Consider the following 16691-nt stretch of genomic DNA (forward strand, 5'->3'; position numbering starts at 1 on the left):
GGGTTTGAGCGGCTGCTCAACATCGGCTACCGTCCTCCTTGAGCGATCGCTCAAGACGGGGCTGGGGCGGCCCCCGTTTCCGGCCGTCGCCGGCACCGGTGTCTCCGCGGGGGAGCGCCACCGGGGCCGGCGGCGCGCCGCGCACGCGAGGAGGGGCGGGATGGCGCAGGACGCCAAGGGGCGGGAGACCCGCGAGAAGCTGCTCGACGGGGCGCTGCGGTCGCTCGTCGAGCACGGGATCACCGGCACCTCGGCCCGGTCCGTCGCCGCCGCCGCGGGGGTCAACCAGGCGCTGGTCTTCTACCACTTCGGCTCCGTCGACGAGCTGCTCGCCGCCGCCTGCCGGCGCGGGGCCGAGCAGCGGGTGGCCCGGCACCGCGACCGGCTCCGGGCCGTCACCAGCCTCAATGAGCTGCTCGCCTTCGGCCGCGGGATGCACGAGGAGGAGCGGGACGCCGGGCACGTCGCCGTCCTCGCCCAGCTGCTCGCCGGCGCCCAGAGCCACCCCCGGCTGGCGCCCGCCACCGCCGCCGGGCTCGACCTGTGGATCGAGGAGATCGAGGCCGTGCTGCGGCGGGTGCTCGCCGGCACCCCGCTGGACGGCTTCGCCGACCCCGCCGGACTGGCCCGGGCCGTCGCCGCCTCCTTCGTCGGGCTCGAACTCTACGAGGGCGTCGACCCGGAGGGCGCCGAAGCCGCCCTCACCGCGCTGGAGCAACTGGGCGCGCTGCTCGCCGCGGTGGAGGAGCTGAACCCGGTGGCGCGGAAGGCGGTCGCCTACACGCTGCGTCGATCGGGTGGACGCGGGCGCTAGAACGCCCTCACTCGGAGTACTCCAGTCGACACGCCGGATGATGTCCCTTTTCGTGGGGATATCGACCCGATCGACGACAGCTGGAGGCACCGTGCGGCCGGGAGGCTACGACTACGACACCTACAGCCGACTCGCCGGTCCCCTCACGGAACCGGACACGGCGCAGTACCAGGTGCAGTACACGAGTCTGCTCTCGAAGGAGCCGCACCGAATACGAGCCGTCCTCCTCATGGCCCTCGCGCCGCTGCTCTCCGCGGTGCTGCTGGCCTATCTGGTCTGGCCCAGCCACTGGACCGTCCGCGAGGGCGACGACACCTGGCGGGTGCCGTACGACACGGTGATGCTCGTGTCGATCGGCCTCATCTGCCTCTTCATGCTGGTGAACGTCACCTCGATCGCCCACGCCACCATGGTGGCCCGCGACCCCGTCCCGGTGTACCCCGCGAAGGGCACCCGGGTCGCCTTCCTCACCACGTACGTGCCCGGCAAGGAACCCCTCGCCATGGTGCGCGGCACCCTGGAGGCCGCCGTCCGCATGCGGCACGACGGCACCCTGCACGTCTGGCTCCTCGACGAGGGCGACTCCGACGAGGCCAAGGCCCTCTGCGCCGAACTCGGCGTCCGGCACTTCACCCGGGCCGGCGTGCCCGAGTGGAACCGCCGGAAGGGCCCGCACAAGGCGAAGACCAAGCACGGCAACTACAACGCCTGGCTCGCCATGCACGGCGACGCCTACGACTACTTCGCCTCGGTCGACACCGACCACGTCCCGCTCCCCAACTTCCTGGAGCGGATGCTCGGCTACTTCCGCGACCCCGACGTCGCCTTCGTCGTCGGACCGCAGGTCTACGGCAACTACACCGGCGCCGTCACCAAGGCCGCCGAGTCCCAGCAGTTCCTCTTCCACGCGCTCATCCAGCGTGCCGGGAACCGCTACCGCGCCCCCATGTTCGTCGGCACCAACAACGTCGTCCGGATCGCCGCCCTCAAGCAGATCGGCGGCCTGTACGACTCCATCACCGAGGACATGGCCACCGGCTTCGAGCTGCACCGCCGCAAGAACCCGGCCACCGGCCGCCGCTGGCGCTCCGTCTACACCCCCGACGTCCTCGCCGTCGGCGAGGGCCCCGAGTCCTGGACGGACTTCTTCACCCAGCAGCTCCGCTGGTCCCGGGGGACGTACGAGACGATCATCAAGCAGTACTGGAAGGCGCCGTTCAGCATGCCGCCCGGCCGCCTCCTCAACTACACGCTGATGCTCGTCTACTACCCGATGACGGCCGTCAACTGGCTGCTCGGCATCCTCAGCTGCGTCCTCTACCTGTGGCTCGGCGCCTCCGGCACCCAGGTCTCCTCCCAGGTCTGGCTCATGATCTACAGCGACGCCGTCGCCCTCCAGATCGGCCTCTACCTCTGGAACCGCCGCCACAACGTCTCCCCGCACGAACCCGAGGGCTCCGGCGGCCTCGCCGGCATGGTGATGTCCGCGCTCTCCGCGCCCATCTACCTGAAGTCCCTCGGCTCCGCGCTGCTGCGCACCCGCGGCCGCTTCGTCGTCACCCCCAAGGGCGGCGCCGCCAGCCCCGACCGGGTCCTCACCTTCCGCATCCACCTCTACTGGGCGGTCGTCCTGGTGGCGTCCCTGGTGGCCTCGGTCCGCTTCGACCACACCCACGCGGCCATGCGCACCTGGGCGGTCCTCGCGCTCGTCATCGCGCTCGCCCCGGTCACCGTCTGGGTCTGGACCCTGCTGCGCGACCGGCGCGCCCGCACCGTCCGCGAGCGGGCCCGCACCCGGACCCGCGACCGCCGCCTCGCCCTCGCCCGGAAGGGGATCGAGCTGCGCACCGTACCGCCGCTGCCGCAGTTCCCGCCCCTGCCCCCGCACCCGCCCGCCACCACCGCGCCCACGACGACCGGAGGGAACTGATCCATGGCCTACCGGCCGTCCAAGAAGTTCAAGAAGACCCTGCTCGGCAGCGGCGCCGTCGTCGTCCTCGCGGCGCTCAACGCGCCCGCCGCCGTCTCCTTCGCCTCGGAGAAGTACCACGCCTACAAGATCGCCCAGCCCGGCTACAAGAAGAAGTACGGCTCCTGGGGCGGCGTCTCCGTCCCCGACGGGGCCCGGATCAACGCCATCCACGCCGCCCTGCTGCACACCGGCAAGGTGCTGCTGATCGCCGGCTCCGGCAACAACCAGAAGAACTTCGACGCCGGGACCTTCGACACCGTCCTGTGGGACCCGGTGAAGAACACCTTCAAGAAGATCCCGACCCCCGAGGACTTCTTCTGCGCCGGCCACAGCCAGCTCCCCGACGGGCGGCTCCTGGTGGCCGGCGGCACCGCCCGCTACGAGGTCCTCGACGGCGGGGTCAAGAAGGCCGGCGGCGGGATGCGGGTGAAGAACGAGAGCCCCGACAGGGCCGTCACCCTGAAGAAGGGCACCCTCTTCCGCTCCCCGTCCGGGGTCGAGTACGTCACCACCACCGACGTCACCGTGCCGAAGGCGAAGCGCGAGTTCGAGATCTCGTACTTCAAGAGCGGCCAGATGAAGCCGTGGAAGACCAAGGTGACCGCGGCCGAGGCCCGCGTCTTCGTCGAGGCCGTCGAGGAGGGCCCGCAGGGCCTCACCACCGAGGCCGCCCAGTACGAGGTCGTCGGCCTCAAGGGCGAGCAGGCCGACAACGTCTACGGCCTCGCCCAGAAGCTCACCACCGAGAAGCAGGACTTCCAGGGCATCAAGGCCGCCTACGAGTTCGACCCCAAGGCGGAGAAGTACATCCCGGTCGCCCCGATGAAGGACGCCCGCTGGTACCCCACCCTGGTCGGCCTCCAGGACGGCAAGGTCCTCGCCGTCTCCGGGCTGAACGACGTCGGCGACGTCGTCCCCGGCGACAACGAGATCTACGACCCCGTCACCAAGAAGTGGACCAAGGGCCCCTTCCGCTACTTCCCCACCTACCCCTCGCTCTTCCTCACCAAGGGCGGCAAGCTCCTCTACACCGGCTCCAACGCCGGCTACGGGCCCGCCGAGAAGGGCCGCGCGCCGGGCCTGTGGGACCTGAAGACCAACAAGTTCACCACCCTGCCCGGGCTTACCGACCCCGACCAGCTGGAGACCTCCGCCTCCCTGATCCTGCCCCCGGCGCAGGCCCAGAAGGTCATGGTGCTCGGCGGCGGCGGGGTCGGCGAGTCCGCCAAGTCCACCGCCCGCACCTCCATCGTCGACCTGAACGCCGACAGCCCGACCTTCCGGGACGGCCCCGCCCTCCCGCAGGGCACCCGCTACCTCAGCAGCGTGCTGCTCCCCGACGACACCGTCTTCACCACCGGCGGCTCCCGCGACTACCGCGGCCGCGGCGGCAGCGACATCCTCAAGGCCCAGTTCTACGACCCCGCCGCCAACGCCTTCGCGGCCGCCGCCGACCCCATGGTCGGCCGCAACTACCACTCGGAGGCGCTGCTGCTGCCCGACGGCCGGGTCGCCACCTTCGGCTCCGACCCGCTCTTCGACGACAAGGACAACACCAAGCTCGGCACCTTCGAGCAGCGCGTCGAGGTCTTCACCCCGCCCTACCTGCACAAGGCCGGCCCCGACCGGCCGGCCCTCGGCGAGGGGCCGCGGGAGCTGGACCGGAACGGCCGCGCCACCTTCAAGACCAAGGACGCCGGCCGGATCGCCAAGGCCCGCCTGATGCGGCCCAGCGCCGTCACCCACACCACCGACGTCGAACAGCGCTCGGTGGCCCTGGAGCTGACCAGGGGCAAGGACGGGCTCACCGTCACCGTGGACGCCCCCGAGGACCGCACCCTCGTGCCGCCCGGCTGGTACATGCTCTTCGTCACCGACGACGCCGGCATCCCCTCGGAGGCCAAGTGGGTCCAGGTGAAGGGGGACTGACGGAAGATCAGGACTGCGCGCGACGGGCCAGGCCGAGCGCGTAGTCCGGCCACCAGGTCCCCGCGGCCGGGCCGCCCCGGCACTGCCCGTCCGAATCGCCCGGACGCTTGATCCACAGATACGCGTCCACCAGCGCGTCCCCGGTCCGGTCCGTCGGCGGCACGCCGAGCGACCGGCCCGGGGGATTGCACCACGCCTCCGCCCGGTCGCCCGGGAGGGGGCCGGCGCCGTTCCGGCTCGTGTCGATCGTGAAGTGCATCCCGCCGAGCAGCCCCGACAGGGTCGCCCCGAAGTCCCGCACCGCCGCGTTGGTCTGGAAGTTCGACACGTTCAGCGAGAAGCCGTCCGCGCGGGAGATCCCGGCCCGCCGCAGCGGCTCCACCAGCTTCCCCGGATCGTCGATCCACGCCGGGTTCCCCGCGTCCAGGTAGACCCGGGTCCCCGGCTGCCGCTTCAGCCGCTCGATCGCCTCCGTCAGCAGCTGCGACCGCTCCTCGTGGTACTGCGCCGGCGTGCAGCCGTCCACCATGTGCGGCACCGCGTCCGGCTCCAGCACCACCACCGCCGAGGCGTCCCCGATCGCCGACGCGAAGGCGTCCACCCACGCCCGGTACGCCTGCCCGTCGCGCGCCCCGCCCGCCGAGTACATGCCGCAGTCCCGGTGCGGGATGTTGTACGCCACGAAGACCGCCGTCCGGTTCTCGGCCGTCGCCCCGCGCACCGCCCGCAGGATCTCCGGCACCGGGTCGTCCCCGGCCGGCCAGTCCGCGACCGGCTGCTCCGAGATCCGCTTCAGCACCCGGGCGTCGTCGGCGCGGCCCTGCGCCTCGTACTGCCGCACCTGCTTCGCCGCGTCGCTCTCCGGGTCCACCCAGAACGGCGAACCGCCGGTGGGCGCCGGGGCCTCGCCCTTCGTCGCGGCGGGCGGGCCGACGGGGGAGGGCGCGGGCCCGTCGGAGGAGCATCCGCCGCCGGTCAGCAGCAGGACGGTCGCGAGGGCGAAGGCGGTGGCGGTGGTACGGCGGGACATCCGGCCCCCAGGGTCGGCAGCACAGGGGAGTGGCGGTGGCGGAACCAATGGGACGTATCGTGACATGACGGTCAGTCGGCGTCCGGCTGCGACACCGCGATCCCCAGCGGCGTCCGCTCGTACAGCACCTGGTGGCCGTAACGGCGCGAGGTCAGCAGCCCCGCGTCCCGCAGCACCGACAGGTGCGCCGAGACCGACGACGGCGCCCGCCCCAGCCGGTGCGCCAGCGCCGTCGTCCCCATCGGCTCGTCCAGCGCGCACAGCACGTCCGCCCGCACCGCGCCGAGCAGCCGGGCCAGGGCCCCCGGCGTCCGCTCCCGCGACTCCGTCCACAGCCCGCCGACGCCGCGCACCGGATAGACCACCGTCGGCTGCCACGGCTCGTCGAAACCGCTCACCACCTCCGGCCAGATGAACACCGACGGCATCAGCACCAGGCCCTGCCCGCCCAGCGCCCGCACGTGCTCGCCGCGGTAGTCGCCCACCTCCAGGACCGCCGTCACCGGATCCCAGGAGAAGGACGGGTGCAGCTCGCCGAGCAGCCGCTCCAGACCGCCCTCCGCGAGCCGCCGCGAGTGATGGGCGACGTCCGCTTCGAGCAGCGCCCGCAGCCGGGGCCAGTGCGGGGCGATCAGCGCCTCCCAGGCGGCCTCCAGCAGGCCGGCCAGCCGCGCCACCGCCCCGGCGGGGTCGGCGAGCAGCCGCCGCCCCTCCGCGCTCTCCGCCGCCCCCGGCGTACAGGCCAGCGCCCGCGCGAGATCCGGCCCGACCAGCGCCGGATCGACCGCCCGTACGGCCGCGAGCTCCTCCTCGAAGGAGGCGGCGGGCCCCAGCGGCGGCGGGTACAGGAAGTCCGGCGAGTGCCCCCGCAGCGGCATCAGCAGCTGGAGCGGCGCCAGGTCCAGCTCCCGCGCGGCGCCGGAGATCCGCCGCAGCCACGGCAGGTGGTACCCCTGCTGCCGGGGCCGCGCGAGCACCCGCACGGCCGACTGCGTCTCCCACAGCGGCGACACGGCGAACCGGATCCGCAGCGGATCGGCTTCGCCGAAGACCAGGTGGTACGGCATCCCACCCCCAAGATTCGGCTGGAGCCGAAAGTCTAGGGCGCCGCCCGCCCGCGCGGCAGGCTGCGCCCATGCCCCGAAACACCCCCGCGCCCGAGACCGCGCCCGCCGCCGGCGCCGCGCCCCGGGCCGAGCCCGCCGCGAGCGCCGCCCCCGCCGTCGGAACCGAGCCCGCGCCCGCTCCCGCTCCCGCCGTCCCGCCCGGATATCTCGCCGTCTTCCGCGTGCGGGAGTTCCGGTGGGTGTTCGGGGCCCATCTGCTCTCGCTGCTCGGGCTCGTCGTCAGCGAGATCGCGCTCACCGTGCTCGTCTACGACCTCACCCGGTCCCCGCTCCTGTCCTCCCTCACCTTCGCCCTCGGCTTCCTGCCCTACCTCCTCGGCGGCACCCTCCTCGCCGGTCTCGCCGACCGGCATCCGCCCCGCCGGGTGCTCGTCGTCTGCGACCTGGTCTGCGCCGCCGCCGTCGCGCTGATGGTGCTGCCCGCCACCCCCGTCGCCGGACTCCTCGTCCTGCGCTGCGCCGTCGCCGCCGTCGCCCCCGTCTTCCAGGGGACCCGGATGGCGACGCTCGCCGACATCCTCGGCGACGGGGACCTCTTCGTGCTCGGCCGCTCCCTCCTGCGGATCGTCTCCCAGTCCGCGCTGCTCGCCGGCTTCGGCGTCGGCGGCGTCCTCCTCACCGTCGTGCCCGCCCGCGGCGCCATCGCCCTCACCGCCGGCACCTTCCTCCTCTCCGCCCTCCTGCTGCGCCTCGGCACCGCCCGCCGCCCCGCCCGCGCCGCGGACCGGCGCGAGGGGCTCGGCGCCACCTGGTCCCTGCTGCGCGACCGGCGGATCCGCGCCCTGATGCTGCTCTTCTGGGTGCCGCCGCTCTTCGTCGTCGTCCCCGAGGCCCTCGCCGCCCCCTACGCCGACGAGCTCGGCGTCTCCACCGCCGCCCTCGGCCTCCTCATGTGCGCCATGCCCGTCGGCACCATCGCCGGCGAGCTCCTGGCCGGCGCCGTCCTGCGCCCCGCCACCCGCTCCCGGCTCGTCGCCCCGCTCCTCCTCGCCGGCTTCCTCCCCTTCCTCCTCTACGCGCTCCGCCCCGGCCCCGCCCTCGCCGCGCTCGCCCTCGTGCTGGCCGGCGCCGCCGGCGCGTACACCCTCGGCCTCGACGCCTGGTTCGTCGCCGCCGTCCCGGAGGAGCGGCGGGGGAGGGCCATGACCCTGATGACGGCCGGGATGATGACCGTCCAGGGGCTCGGCATGGCCGGCGCGGGGCTCGTCGCCGAGTTCGTGCCCGTCCACGTGACCGTCGCCGGCGCCGGAGCGCTCGCCACCGTGGCCGTCGCCGCCCTGCTGGCCGAGACCCGGGCGTCGGGCGGCCGAAAGGTGAGACGGGGCTGACCGCCATATGACCAGTCGGTAAGGTCGACGCGTGCCGAAGCCGCTCAGTCTCCCCTTCGACCCCATCGCCCGAGCCGACGAACTCTGGCAGAAGCGCTGGGGTCCGGTCCCCTCGATGGCCGCGATCACCTCGATCATGCGCGCCCACCAGATCCTGCTGGCCGAGGTCGACGCCGTGGTCAAGCCGTACGGGCTGACCTTCGCCCGCTACGAGGCCCTGGTGCTGCTCACCTTCTCCAAGGCGGGCGAGCTGCCGATGTCGAAGATCGGCGAGCGGCTGATGGTCCACCCCACCTCGGTGACGAACACGGTGGACCGCCTGGTGAAGTCCGGCCTCGTCGACAAGCGCCCCAACCCCAACGACGGGCGCGGCACCCTCGCCTCCATCACCGAGAAGGGCCGCGAGGTGGTCGAGTCCGCCACCCGCGACCTGATGGACATGGAGTTCGGCCTGGGGGCGTACGACGCCGAGGAGTGCGCCGAGATCTTCGCCCTGCTGCGCCCCCTGCGGGTCGCGGCGCACGACTTCGACGAGGGCTGACCCCAGCGAAGATCGCCCGGAACGGGCGGTTACGCTCGACGGCATGAAATCCAGCGTGCTGACCCGCTACCGCGTCATGGCGTACGTGACCGCCGTCATGCTGCTCGTCCTCTGCGGCTGCATGGTCGCCAAGTACGGCTTCGACACCGGCGAGGACCTGACCTTCGCGGTCTCCCAGCTGCACGGTGTCCTGTACATCGTCTACCTGGTCTTCGCCTTCGACCTGGGCTCCAAGGCCCGCTGGTCGTTCGGCAAGATCGTGTGGGTGCTGCTCTCCGGCACGATCCCCTTCGCCGCCTTCTTCGTCGAGCGCAAGGTCGTCGCCGAGGTGAAGCCGCTGGTCAGCGGCGCGCAGCCGGTTCCCGCGAACGCCTGACACCCACCCCCGTACAGATGTGCGGGGGTGTGGCATCGACATTTACTAGGACGTCCTAGTAAATTCGAAGGCATGGACGCTGACGCCATCGAGGAAGGCCGCCGTCGCTGGCAGGCCCGTTACGACAAGGCCCGCAAGCGCGACGCGGACTTCACCACGCTCTCCGGGGACCCGGTCGAGCCGGTCTACGGGCCCCGGCCCGGGGACACCTACGAGGGGTTCGAGCGCATCGGCTGGCCCGGCGAGTACCCCTTCACCCGGGGACTCCACCCCACCGGCTACCGGGGCCGCACCTGGACCATCCGCCAGTTCGCCGGCTTCGGCAACGCCGAGCAGACCAACGAGCGGTACAAGATGATCCTGGCCGCCGGCGGCGGCGGGCTCTCGGTCGCCTTCGACATGCCCACCCTCATGGGCCGCGACTCCGACGACCCCCGCTCCCTCGGCGAGGTCGGCCACTGCGGCGTCGCCATCGACTCCGCCGCCGACATGGAGGTCCTCTTCAAGGACATCCCGCTCGGCGACGTCACCACCTCGATGACGATCTCGGGCCCCGCCGTCCCCGTCTTCTGCATGTACCTGGTCGCCGCCGAGCGCCAGGGCGTCGATCCGGCCGTGCTCAACGGCACGCTCCAGACCGACATCTTCAAGGAGTACATCGCGCAGAAGGAGTGGCTCTTCCCGCCCGAGCCGCACCTGCGCCTCATCGGCGACCTGATGGAGCACTGCGCCGCCGGCATCCCCGCGTACAAGCCGCTCTCCGTCTCCGGCTACCACATCCGCGAGGCCGGGGCCACGGCCGCGCAGGAGCTGGCGTACACCCTCGCCGACGGCTTCGGCTACGTCGAGCTCGGCCTCTCCCGCGGCCTCGACGTGGACGTCTTCGCCCCCGGCCTCTCCTTCTTCTTCGACGCCCACCTCGACTTCTTCGAGGAGATCGCCAAGTTCCGCGCCGCCCGCCGGATCTGGGCCCGCTGGATGAAGGAGGTGTACGGCGCCAAGACCGACAAGGCGCAGTGGCTCCGCTTCCACACCCAGACCGCCGGTGTCTCCCTCACTGCCCAGCAGCCGTACAACAACGTCGTGCGGACCGCGGTCGAGGCCCTCTCCGCCGTCCTCGGCGGCACCAACTCCCTCCACACCAACGCCCTCGACGAGACCCTCGCGCTCCCCAGCGAGCAGGCCGCCGAGATCGCCCTGCGCACCCAGCAGGTGCTGATGGAGGAGACCGGCGTCGCCAACGTGGCCGACCCGCTGGGCGGCTCCTGGTACGTCGAGCAGCTCACCGACCGCATCGAGGCGGACGCCGAGAAGATCTTCGACCAGATCAAGGAGCGCGGCCTGCGCGCCCACCCGGACGGGCAGCACCCGATCGGCCCGATCACCTCCGGCATCCTGCGCGGCATCGAGGACGGCTGGTTCACCGGCGAGATCGCCGAGTCCGCCTTCCGCTACCAGCAGGCCCTGGAGAAGGGCGAGAAGCGCGTCGTCGGCGTCAACGTCCACCACGGCTCGGTCACCGGCGACCTGGAGATCCTGCGGGTCAGCCACGAGGTCGAGTGGGAGCAGGTCCGGGTGCTCGGCGAGCGGAAGGGCCGGCGCGACGAGGCGAAGGTCCGCGCCTCCCTCGACGCCATGCTGGCGGCGGCCCGGGACGGCTCCAACATGATCCCGCCGATGCTCGACGCGGTCCGCGCCGAGGCCACCCTGGGCGAGATCTGCGACGTGCTCCGCGACGAGTGGGGCGTGTACGTGGAGCCCGCCGGCTTCTGAGCCGGTACGGCGACAGCGCGAAGGGCCGGTACGGGACTCCGTACCGGCCCTTCGGCCGTGCGCGTCAGCGGACCGGGCCCAGCACCTTCGTCGGGGTGATCCGGAGCGTCACCCGGACCTCCTCCGGCGGCAGTTCCAGGTACTCCCGCCCGGCGCCGGGGCCCTCGTACTTCTCCGCCAGCGCCACCGCAAGGGCCCGGCCCTCGTCCTCGGTGACCGTGGCCGTGCCACGTATCTCCGAGTAGCGGTCGGGGTCGTGGCGGTCGAGGACGAGGAGGGAGACCCGGGCGTCGGCCCGGATGTTCTTGACCTTGCGGCGGCCGTCCTGGCTGGAGATCAGCACGTCGTCGCCGTCCCGGCCCACCCACACCACCGAGGTCTGCGGGGAGCCGTCGGGCTGGATCGTGGACAGGACGGCGTGGTTCACGTCGTCGAGCAGGGCGCGCACCGCCGCGGAGAGCGGGTTGTCCGTACGGTTGATCATGCGGGCACGCTATCCGAGCAGCGCCACCGCGCCCAGGCCCCCCACCAGCAGGGCGGAGAGCCGTGCCACCCACTGGCCGTCCACCGGCTCGGCGCTCACCAGCGCGCGGTGCACCACCGCGCCGGCGACCACGTCGAAGATCAGGTCGTCGGTCGCGTCCACGGCCACCGGGTCGCGGTCGGCGGGCAGTTCGCCGCGCTCCTGCGCCCGCCGCCGGCCGTCCAGGACCAGCCGCTTCTGGCGCTCCACGATCGAGGTGCGGATCCGCTCGCGCAGCGGCACGTCCCGGGTCGACTCGGCGACGACGGCCATCAGCGCGGTCTTGGTCTCCGGGCGCTCCAGGAGGGCGGCGAACTGGAGGACCACGTGCTCGATGTCGGCCTGGAGGGAACCCAGGTCGGGCAGTTCGAGTTCGTCGAAGAGGACGGCGACGGCGTCGACGACCAGTTCGTTCTTGTTGGCCCAGCGTCGGTACAGGGTGGTCTTGGCGACCCCGGCCCGGCCGGCGACGTCGCCCATGGTGAGTTTCGACCAGCCCAGTTCCACCAGGGCCGCGCGGGTCGCCTCCAGGATGGCCGCGTCGGCCTCGGTGGAGCGGGGGCGGCCGGTTCGGGGGGTGGTGCGGCTACACATGAACGACGACCATACTCGCCGGTAGGTACGGCGCCAGAGGCCCGTCGTGTGAGGCAGTTCACGGCGCGAGGCTCCCCCCGACCCGGCGCCGGCCATTACGCTACGACCCGTAGCGAAAGGCATTGAGCGGCCTGAGCGACAACCATGCAGGACCGCCGGGTGGGGACCCGGCGGGAACGGGCGCCCTCGGCGGAGGGCGCTGTTCAGCCATGGCTTACCGGTTCCGCGCGCGGAAGGGGGAGGATGTACTCATGCAGCCCCGAAACATGTCCATGAGCGGCGTCGTCGACCTCGCCGCGGTGAAGGCGGCCGGAGAGGCCAAGGCGAAGGCGGAGCAGGCGCGCGCCGAGGCGGCGCGCCACGGCGGACCCGCGGCGGTGCCGCCCTCCGCCCTCGTGATCGACGTCGACGAGGCGGGCTTCGAGCGCGATGTGCTCCAGCGTTCCGCCGAGGTCCCGGTCGTCCTCGACTTCTGGGCCGAGTGGTGCGAGCCGTGCAAGCAGCTGGGTCCGCTCCTGGAGCGGCTGGCCGTGGAGTACGACGGCCGTTTCCTGCTCGCGAAGATCGACGTCGACGCCAACCAGATGCTGATGCAGCAGTTCGGCATCCAGGGAATTCCGGCCGTTTTCGCGGTCGTCGCCGGCCAGGCCCTGCCCCTCTTCCAGGGTGCGGTGCCGGAGGCCCAGATCCGCGAGACCCTCGACCAGCTGATCCAGGTCGGCGAGGAGCGCTTCGGTCTCACCGGCCTCACCGTGGACCAGGACGCGGCCGGTTCCGCGGCCGCCCGCCCGGTCGCCGGTCCCTACGACGCCCTCCTGGAGGCGGCCATGTCCGCCCTGGACGCGGGCGATCTGGCCGGCGCGGTGCAGGCGTACAAGAACGTGCTGGCCGACGACCCCGGGCACCCCGAGGCCAAGCTGGGCCTCGCCCAGGCCGAGCTGCTGCACCGGGTGCAGGGCATGGACCCGCAGACGGTGCGGAAGAACGCGGCGGACAATCCGACGGACGTCGAGGCGCAGATCGCCGCCGCCGACCTGGACCTGGCGGGAGGTCACGTGCAGGACGCCTTCGGGCGGCTGGTCGACACGGTCGGCCGGACCTTCGGCGACGACCGGAACACGGCGCGGCTCCGCCTCCTCAAGCTGTTCGAGGTGATCGGCCCCGAGGACCCGCGGGTGATCGCGGCCCGGCAGGCGCTGGCCCGGGTGCTGTTCTGATCGCCCTGTCCCCGGCCCGGCGCTAAGCGCCTGCTCAGGGCGGGGAAAGGCGCCGGATCGTCCGACGATTTGGCGACACGGTGACAATCGGCGGCCGCGCTTTACCAAATCTTGATAATCGCGGCCGCTGTTACTTGCAGTAAATCGAACCCGTGGGTCTGTCCGGGTTTCACCCTCTTATAAGCGGATTTTCCGCACCTCGCGCCCCCACCCTGCGTGCCCGCTCGGCGGCATCGCGCCATGGCGTGGTCACGCGTCCGTTACTAGCGAGTAATGAACCCCTTGTGCGGGCGCCGGGAATGGACCACGATCGGCCACGCTCGGTCCGAACCGCACGCCCCGGCAACCGCCTGGGACGCGCGGCGAGGGTCCCCACCGGGCGGGCCGGCGCCACAGGCTGCCGGCCATCGGACAGGGGGGTTCCTGCTCCCACCGGGCAGGACCTGTCCACCGGGCCGTGCGCACGCGCGGCACATGGTTGTCGCTCGGGGGTGATCGCCGGTGATCCGGACGCGCGTCGCGTCTCCTGATGCCTCGGCGCTCTCCTTCCCGAGGACGTAGCTCTTCTCCCATCCCAGGACGGGCCCCGGGCCCTTCTGGAGATGTACGTCCGAGAAGGAGGATTCTCATGAGTTCCCAGGTTCGTGGCGGGACCAGATGGAAGCGGTTCGCCGTCGTCATGGTCCCGAGCCTGGCGGCCACGGCCGCGATCGGTGTCGGCCTGGCGCAGGGCGCGCTCGCCGCGTCCTTCGCGATCTCCGGCCAGGAGTTCAAGGTCACGACGGACAAGCTCGAGGGCACCGAGTTCGTCCAGTACGGCAGCGTCGACCAGGGCAAGGACCTGGAGGGCAAGCCGTTCGCCGCTCCGGTCGCGGTCTCCGGCTTCGACACCGCCAAGATCACCAACATGTGCCAGTCCGTCGTGACCCCCGTCCTGGGCCTGGGTGACATCACCCTGCGCCTGGAGGCCGGCAAGGCCGCCGCGAAGAGCGGCGCGGACGCGGACAAGGTCCAGGCCAAGGACATCTACCTCGATGTCTCCTACCTGGACGCCGACGCCGACTTCAAGAAGATCGACATCGGCGTCGCGGCCGGCGGGCTTCCGAAGTACGACGGCGGCCAGGGCATCCAGCCCGACACCAAGGCCAACCCCAACGGCTTCGCCCAGCGCGCCGAAGAGGTCGTCCTGACCAACGTCAAGCAGAAGGCGTGGGCCACCACGGCCGCCACCTTCAAGCTCCCCGACCTCAAGCTGTCCCTGCACCGGGGCACCGAGAAGGAGTGCTTCCAGGACTGACCTGGTGCTCCGGGGTGCGGGCCGTTCCGGCGGCCCGCACCTGCACCGGGCCAGCCCCGGTCTCCTCACCTTTCTCAGCAACACCGCTTCCAGGGAGCTGTTTTCCATGAGCGCCGAGACCCCTGCCTCCCCCGAAGTCCGCAAGGAGAACCGGTTCAAGGTCTGGCGGCAGACCCGGCCCTTCTGGGCGGGCCTGTTCACGATCTTCGCCAGCGTGCCGATCGCCTACCTCCCGTACGGGGACGTACGCCTCGGCAACATCACCCTGGCCATGGCCACGACCGCCGGAGCCGGTGCGCTGATCATCGGCGTGCTGCTCTTCACCCTCGGCCTGACGATGTGGTTCCAGCCCGTCGTCCGGGTCTTCGCGGGCATCGCGGCGATCGTGCTCGGCCTGGTCTCCATCCCCGTGTCGAACTTCGGCGGTCTCGTCATCGGGTTCTTGTTCGCCCTCGTCGGCGGCGGCATGTCCGCGGCCTGGGCACCCGCCCCGCCGGTCGAGAAGACCGGCGACGCGGAGCACGACGGTGAGCCGGCGGCCTCCGAGGAGACCGCGTACGACTCCGACTCCGAGGCCGAGACCGTCCTGGCGGCCGGGGTCCCGGAGCAGCGCGAGGCGTACGCGCCGGCGACCGACACGACGATCGACGCCAACGGCGGGAGGAACAGTGCGGGGTGACGAGACCCAGCAGGGCCTCGGGAGGAGCGGGCCGCGCCACGCGGCCCCTCGCAAGACGCTGCTGAACAGGATCCAGGGCCCCGCGGGCAAGGCGATGGCGCTCGCCGCCATGCCGACCGCGGTGCTCATGGGCATGGGCCTGGCGCCCAGTCCCGCCCTGGCCGACGAGAAGGACATCCCCTTCGCCCCCGGCCCCTGTGTGACCCGCTCCGACGAACCGGCGGCGGAGGAGACGACGGCCACGCCCACGGCGAAGGCCACCGAGACCGCGAAGCCGGAACCGACGGCCACGGCCACGAAGCCGTCCGAGCCGACCGAGCCCTCCGAGGAGCCGTCGGCGACCCCGTCCGCGACCGCGACCGCCGCGCCCACCGCCACGGCGAGCCCGGAGCCGACGGCGACCGCGTCCGCCCTCGCGGCATCGGCCGCCGACACGACCACGGCCGCGCCCACTCCGACGCCCACGCCCACGAAGTCGGTCAACCCGCTCGACCCGCTGGGTGTCGGCGACGCCATCACGGACTTCTTCGACGGCCTGGCCCCGGACCAGGAGCCGACGGCGACCCCGTCCGCCACCGCGACGCCCGCCCCGACCCCGTCGGCGACGACGGCCGCGCCGCAGCAGAAGGCGGCGACGGCGGACGATCCCGCGCCCGCGGAGACGCCCGCCGAGCAGACGACCACGGCCGACACGAAGACCACGGCCGACACGAAGACCGAGGCCGACACGAAGGCCGACGCCGCCGCCGCGAAGACCAAGGCCGCCATCGAGAAGGCCGCGAAGCAGGCCGGCGTTGAGGTCAAGGAGCTCGACGAGAGCGCCAAGGGCCTGGACGCCAAGCAGGACACGGACATACCCGACGGCGCCAAGCCCCGCTTCCCGTGCCCCGAGCGCGACGACGCGGCGCTCGCGGCGGCCGAGCTGGAGCCGGGCATCCCGCTGCTGCCGGACGAACCGTGGCGCCTGGAGAGCACCCTGCTCACGCTCAGCGGTCTGAAGTACCACGGCATCGTCGAGGTGAAGACCTACGGCGGCCAGGTGAAGAAGGTCCTGAAGTTCACCGCGACCTACGTGGGGATCAAGGACCTGCACCAGATCACCGAGCACTCCGAGGGCCGCGAGGGCCACGTCCGCTCCAAGCGGGGCTCGACGTCCACGATCACCGGCGGCACGGTGACCATGTACACGGAGGAGCTGAAGGGCAACCTCCTCGGCATCATCCCGATCACCTTCGGCCCGGAGTCGCCGCCCCCGCTGGACCTCCCGGCGGTCTTCTTCACCAACGTCAAGCTCAAGCAGGCGGGCCAGTTCGGCGGCAACCTCCACGTGGAGGACCTCCGCAACACCATCGAGCCGAGCTGACACCCCCGTACCACTCCGGGAGCCGCACAAACGCGTGGGGGGGGGGGCGCGGAGCGGGGGGGTGGGGCGCCAGCGGGGGGGGGAGGCGTGGCGGGGGGCCGCCCGCCGCGGGGGGGGGGGGGCGCGGG

The 16691-nt window shown here is 72.3% G+C and carries 14 protein-coding genes and 1 pseudogene; 11 read left to right on the forward strand and 4 right to left on the reverse strand.

Annotated elements, in window-relative coordinates; translation table 11 throughout:
* The first annotated feature begins 160 nt into the window (after nt 1-160).
* The 3 genes and pseudogenes from ACFW1I_RS03710 to ACFW1I_RS03720 all read left to right on the forward strand — a co-directional run bounded on the left by ACFW1I_RS03710 (nt 161) and on the right by ACFW1I_RS03720 (nt 4715).
* A complete protein-coding gene (locus ACFW1I_RS03710) occupies nt 161-814 on the forward strand; it encodes a TetR/AcrR family transcriptional regulator (RefSeq protein ID WP_384665705.1) in 654 nt (217 codons plus the stop codon).
* Between the two features lie 40 nt (nt 815-854).
* A pseudogene (locus ACFW1I_RS03715) lies at nt 855-2744 on the forward strand (glycosyltransferase family 2 protein).
* A gap of 3 nt (nt 2745-2747) precedes the next feature.
* Nucleotides 2748-4715, forward strand: a complete 1968-nt coding sequence (locus ACFW1I_RS03720) for a galactose oxidase-like domain-containing protein (RefSeq protein ID WP_384665707.1) — start codon at nt 2748-2750, stop codon at nt 4713-4715.
* A 7-nt stretch (nt 4716-4722) separates the two neighbouring features.
* Here ACFW1I_RS03720 and ACFW1I_RS03725 read toward each other — a convergent pair whose 3' ends face one another.
* Both ACFW1I_RS03725 and ACFW1I_RS03730 read right to left on the reverse strand, forming a co-directional pair.
* Entirely contained in the window at nt 4723-5745 is a 1023-nt protein-coding gene (locus ACFW1I_RS03725; protein ID WP_384665709.1) for a glycoside hydrolase family 6 protein, read from the reverse strand.
* A gap of 71 nt (nt 5746-5816) precedes the next feature.
* Nucleotides 5817-6812, reverse strand: coding sequence for a DUF5937 family protein (locus ACFW1I_RS03730; protein ID WP_384665711.1), 996 nt, complete (start codon nt 6810-6812; stop codon nt 5817-5819).
* Nucleotides 6813-6880: 68 nt separating this feature from the next.
* Between ACFW1I_RS03730 and ACFW1I_RS03735 the strand changes: the two genes are divergently transcribed.
* From ACFW1I_RS03735 to ACFW1I_RS03750, 4 genes are all read left to right on the forward strand, one after another.
* A complete protein-coding gene (locus tag ACFW1I_RS03735; protein ID WP_384665712.1) occupies nt 6881-8200 on the forward strand; it encodes an MFS transporter in 1320 nt (439 codons plus the stop codon).
* Between the two features lie 31 nt (nt 8201-8231).
* Nucleotides 8232-8741, forward strand: a complete 510-nt coding sequence (locus tag ACFW1I_RS03740) for a MarR family winged helix-turn-helix transcriptional regulator (protein ID WP_384665714.1) — start codon at nt 8232-8234, stop codon at nt 8739-8741.
* 43 nt (nt 8742-8784) lie between these two features.
* Nucleotides 8785-9117 carry a DUF3817 domain-containing protein gene (locus ACFW1I_RS03745; RefSeq protein WP_346170956.1) on the forward strand — a complete coding sequence of 111 codons (333 nt, stop codon included), beginning with the start codon at nt 8785-8787 and terminating at the stop codon, nt 9115-9117.
* 72 nt (nt 9118-9189) lie between these two features.
* The gene (locus ACFW1I_RS03750; RefSeq protein WP_384665716.1) at nt 9190-10890 is read left to right on the forward strand and encodes a methylmalonyl-CoA mutase; all 1701 of its coding nucleotides are present in this window, start codon (nt 9190-9192) and stop codon (nt 10888-10890) included.
* Nucleotides 10891-10954: 64 nt separating this feature from the next.
* Here ACFW1I_RS03750 and ACFW1I_RS03755 read toward each other — a convergent pair whose 3' ends face one another.
* Together ACFW1I_RS03755 and ACFW1I_RS03760 are read right to left on the reverse strand one after the other, a co-directional pair.
* Nucleotides 10955-11374, reverse strand: coding sequence for a PPOX class F420-dependent oxidoreductase (locus ACFW1I_RS03755; RefSeq protein WP_384665718.1), 420 nt, complete (start codon nt 11372-11374; stop codon nt 10955-10957).
* 9 nt (nt 11375-11383) lie between these two features.
* On the reverse strand, nt 11384-12007 hold the full coding sequence (locus ACFW1I_RS03760) for a TetR/AcrR family transcriptional regulator (RefSeq protein ID WP_319009532.1): 624 nt from the start codon (nt 12005-12007) through the stop codon (nt 11384-11386).
* Between the two features lie 251 nt (nt 12008-12258).
* On the opposite strand from ACFW1I_RS03760, the gene ACFW1I_RS03765 reads away from it, so the two are divergent.
* The 4 genes from ACFW1I_RS03765 to ACFW1I_RS03780 all read left to right on the forward strand — a co-directional run bounded on the left by ACFW1I_RS03765 (nt 12259) and on the right by ACFW1I_RS03780 (nt 16563).
* A complete protein-coding gene (locus ACFW1I_RS03765; RefSeq protein ID WP_384665720.1) occupies nt 12259-13224 on the forward strand; it encodes a tetratricopeptide repeat protein in 966 nt (321 codons plus the stop codon).
* Nucleotides 13225-13852: 628 nt separating this feature from the next.
* Nucleotides 13853-14521, forward strand: a complete 669-nt coding sequence (locus tag ACFW1I_RS03770) for a DUF6230 family protein (RefSeq protein ID WP_384665722.1) — start codon at nt 13853-13855, stop codon at nt 14519-14521.
* Between the two features lie 106 nt (nt 14522-14627).
* Nucleotides 14628-15200 carry a DUF6114 domain-containing protein gene (locus ACFW1I_RS03775; protein ID WP_384665724.1) on the forward strand — a complete coding sequence of 191 codons (573 nt, stop codon included), beginning with the start codon at nt 14628-14630 and terminating at the stop codon, nt 15198-15200.
* Entirely contained in the window at nt 15190-16563 is a 1374-nt protein-coding gene (locus tag ACFW1I_RS03780; RefSeq protein ID WP_384665726.1) for a hypothetical protein, read from the forward strand. Before ACFW1I_RS03775 ends, ACFW1I_RS03780 begins: the two co-directional genes overlap by 11 nt.
* Nucleotides 16564-16691: the final 128 nt, after the last annotated feature.

Source organism: Streptomyces sp. NPDC058955 (assembly GCF_042741435.1).
GTDB lineage: Bacteria > Actinomycetota > Actinomycetes > Streptomycetales > Streptomycetaceae > Streptomyces.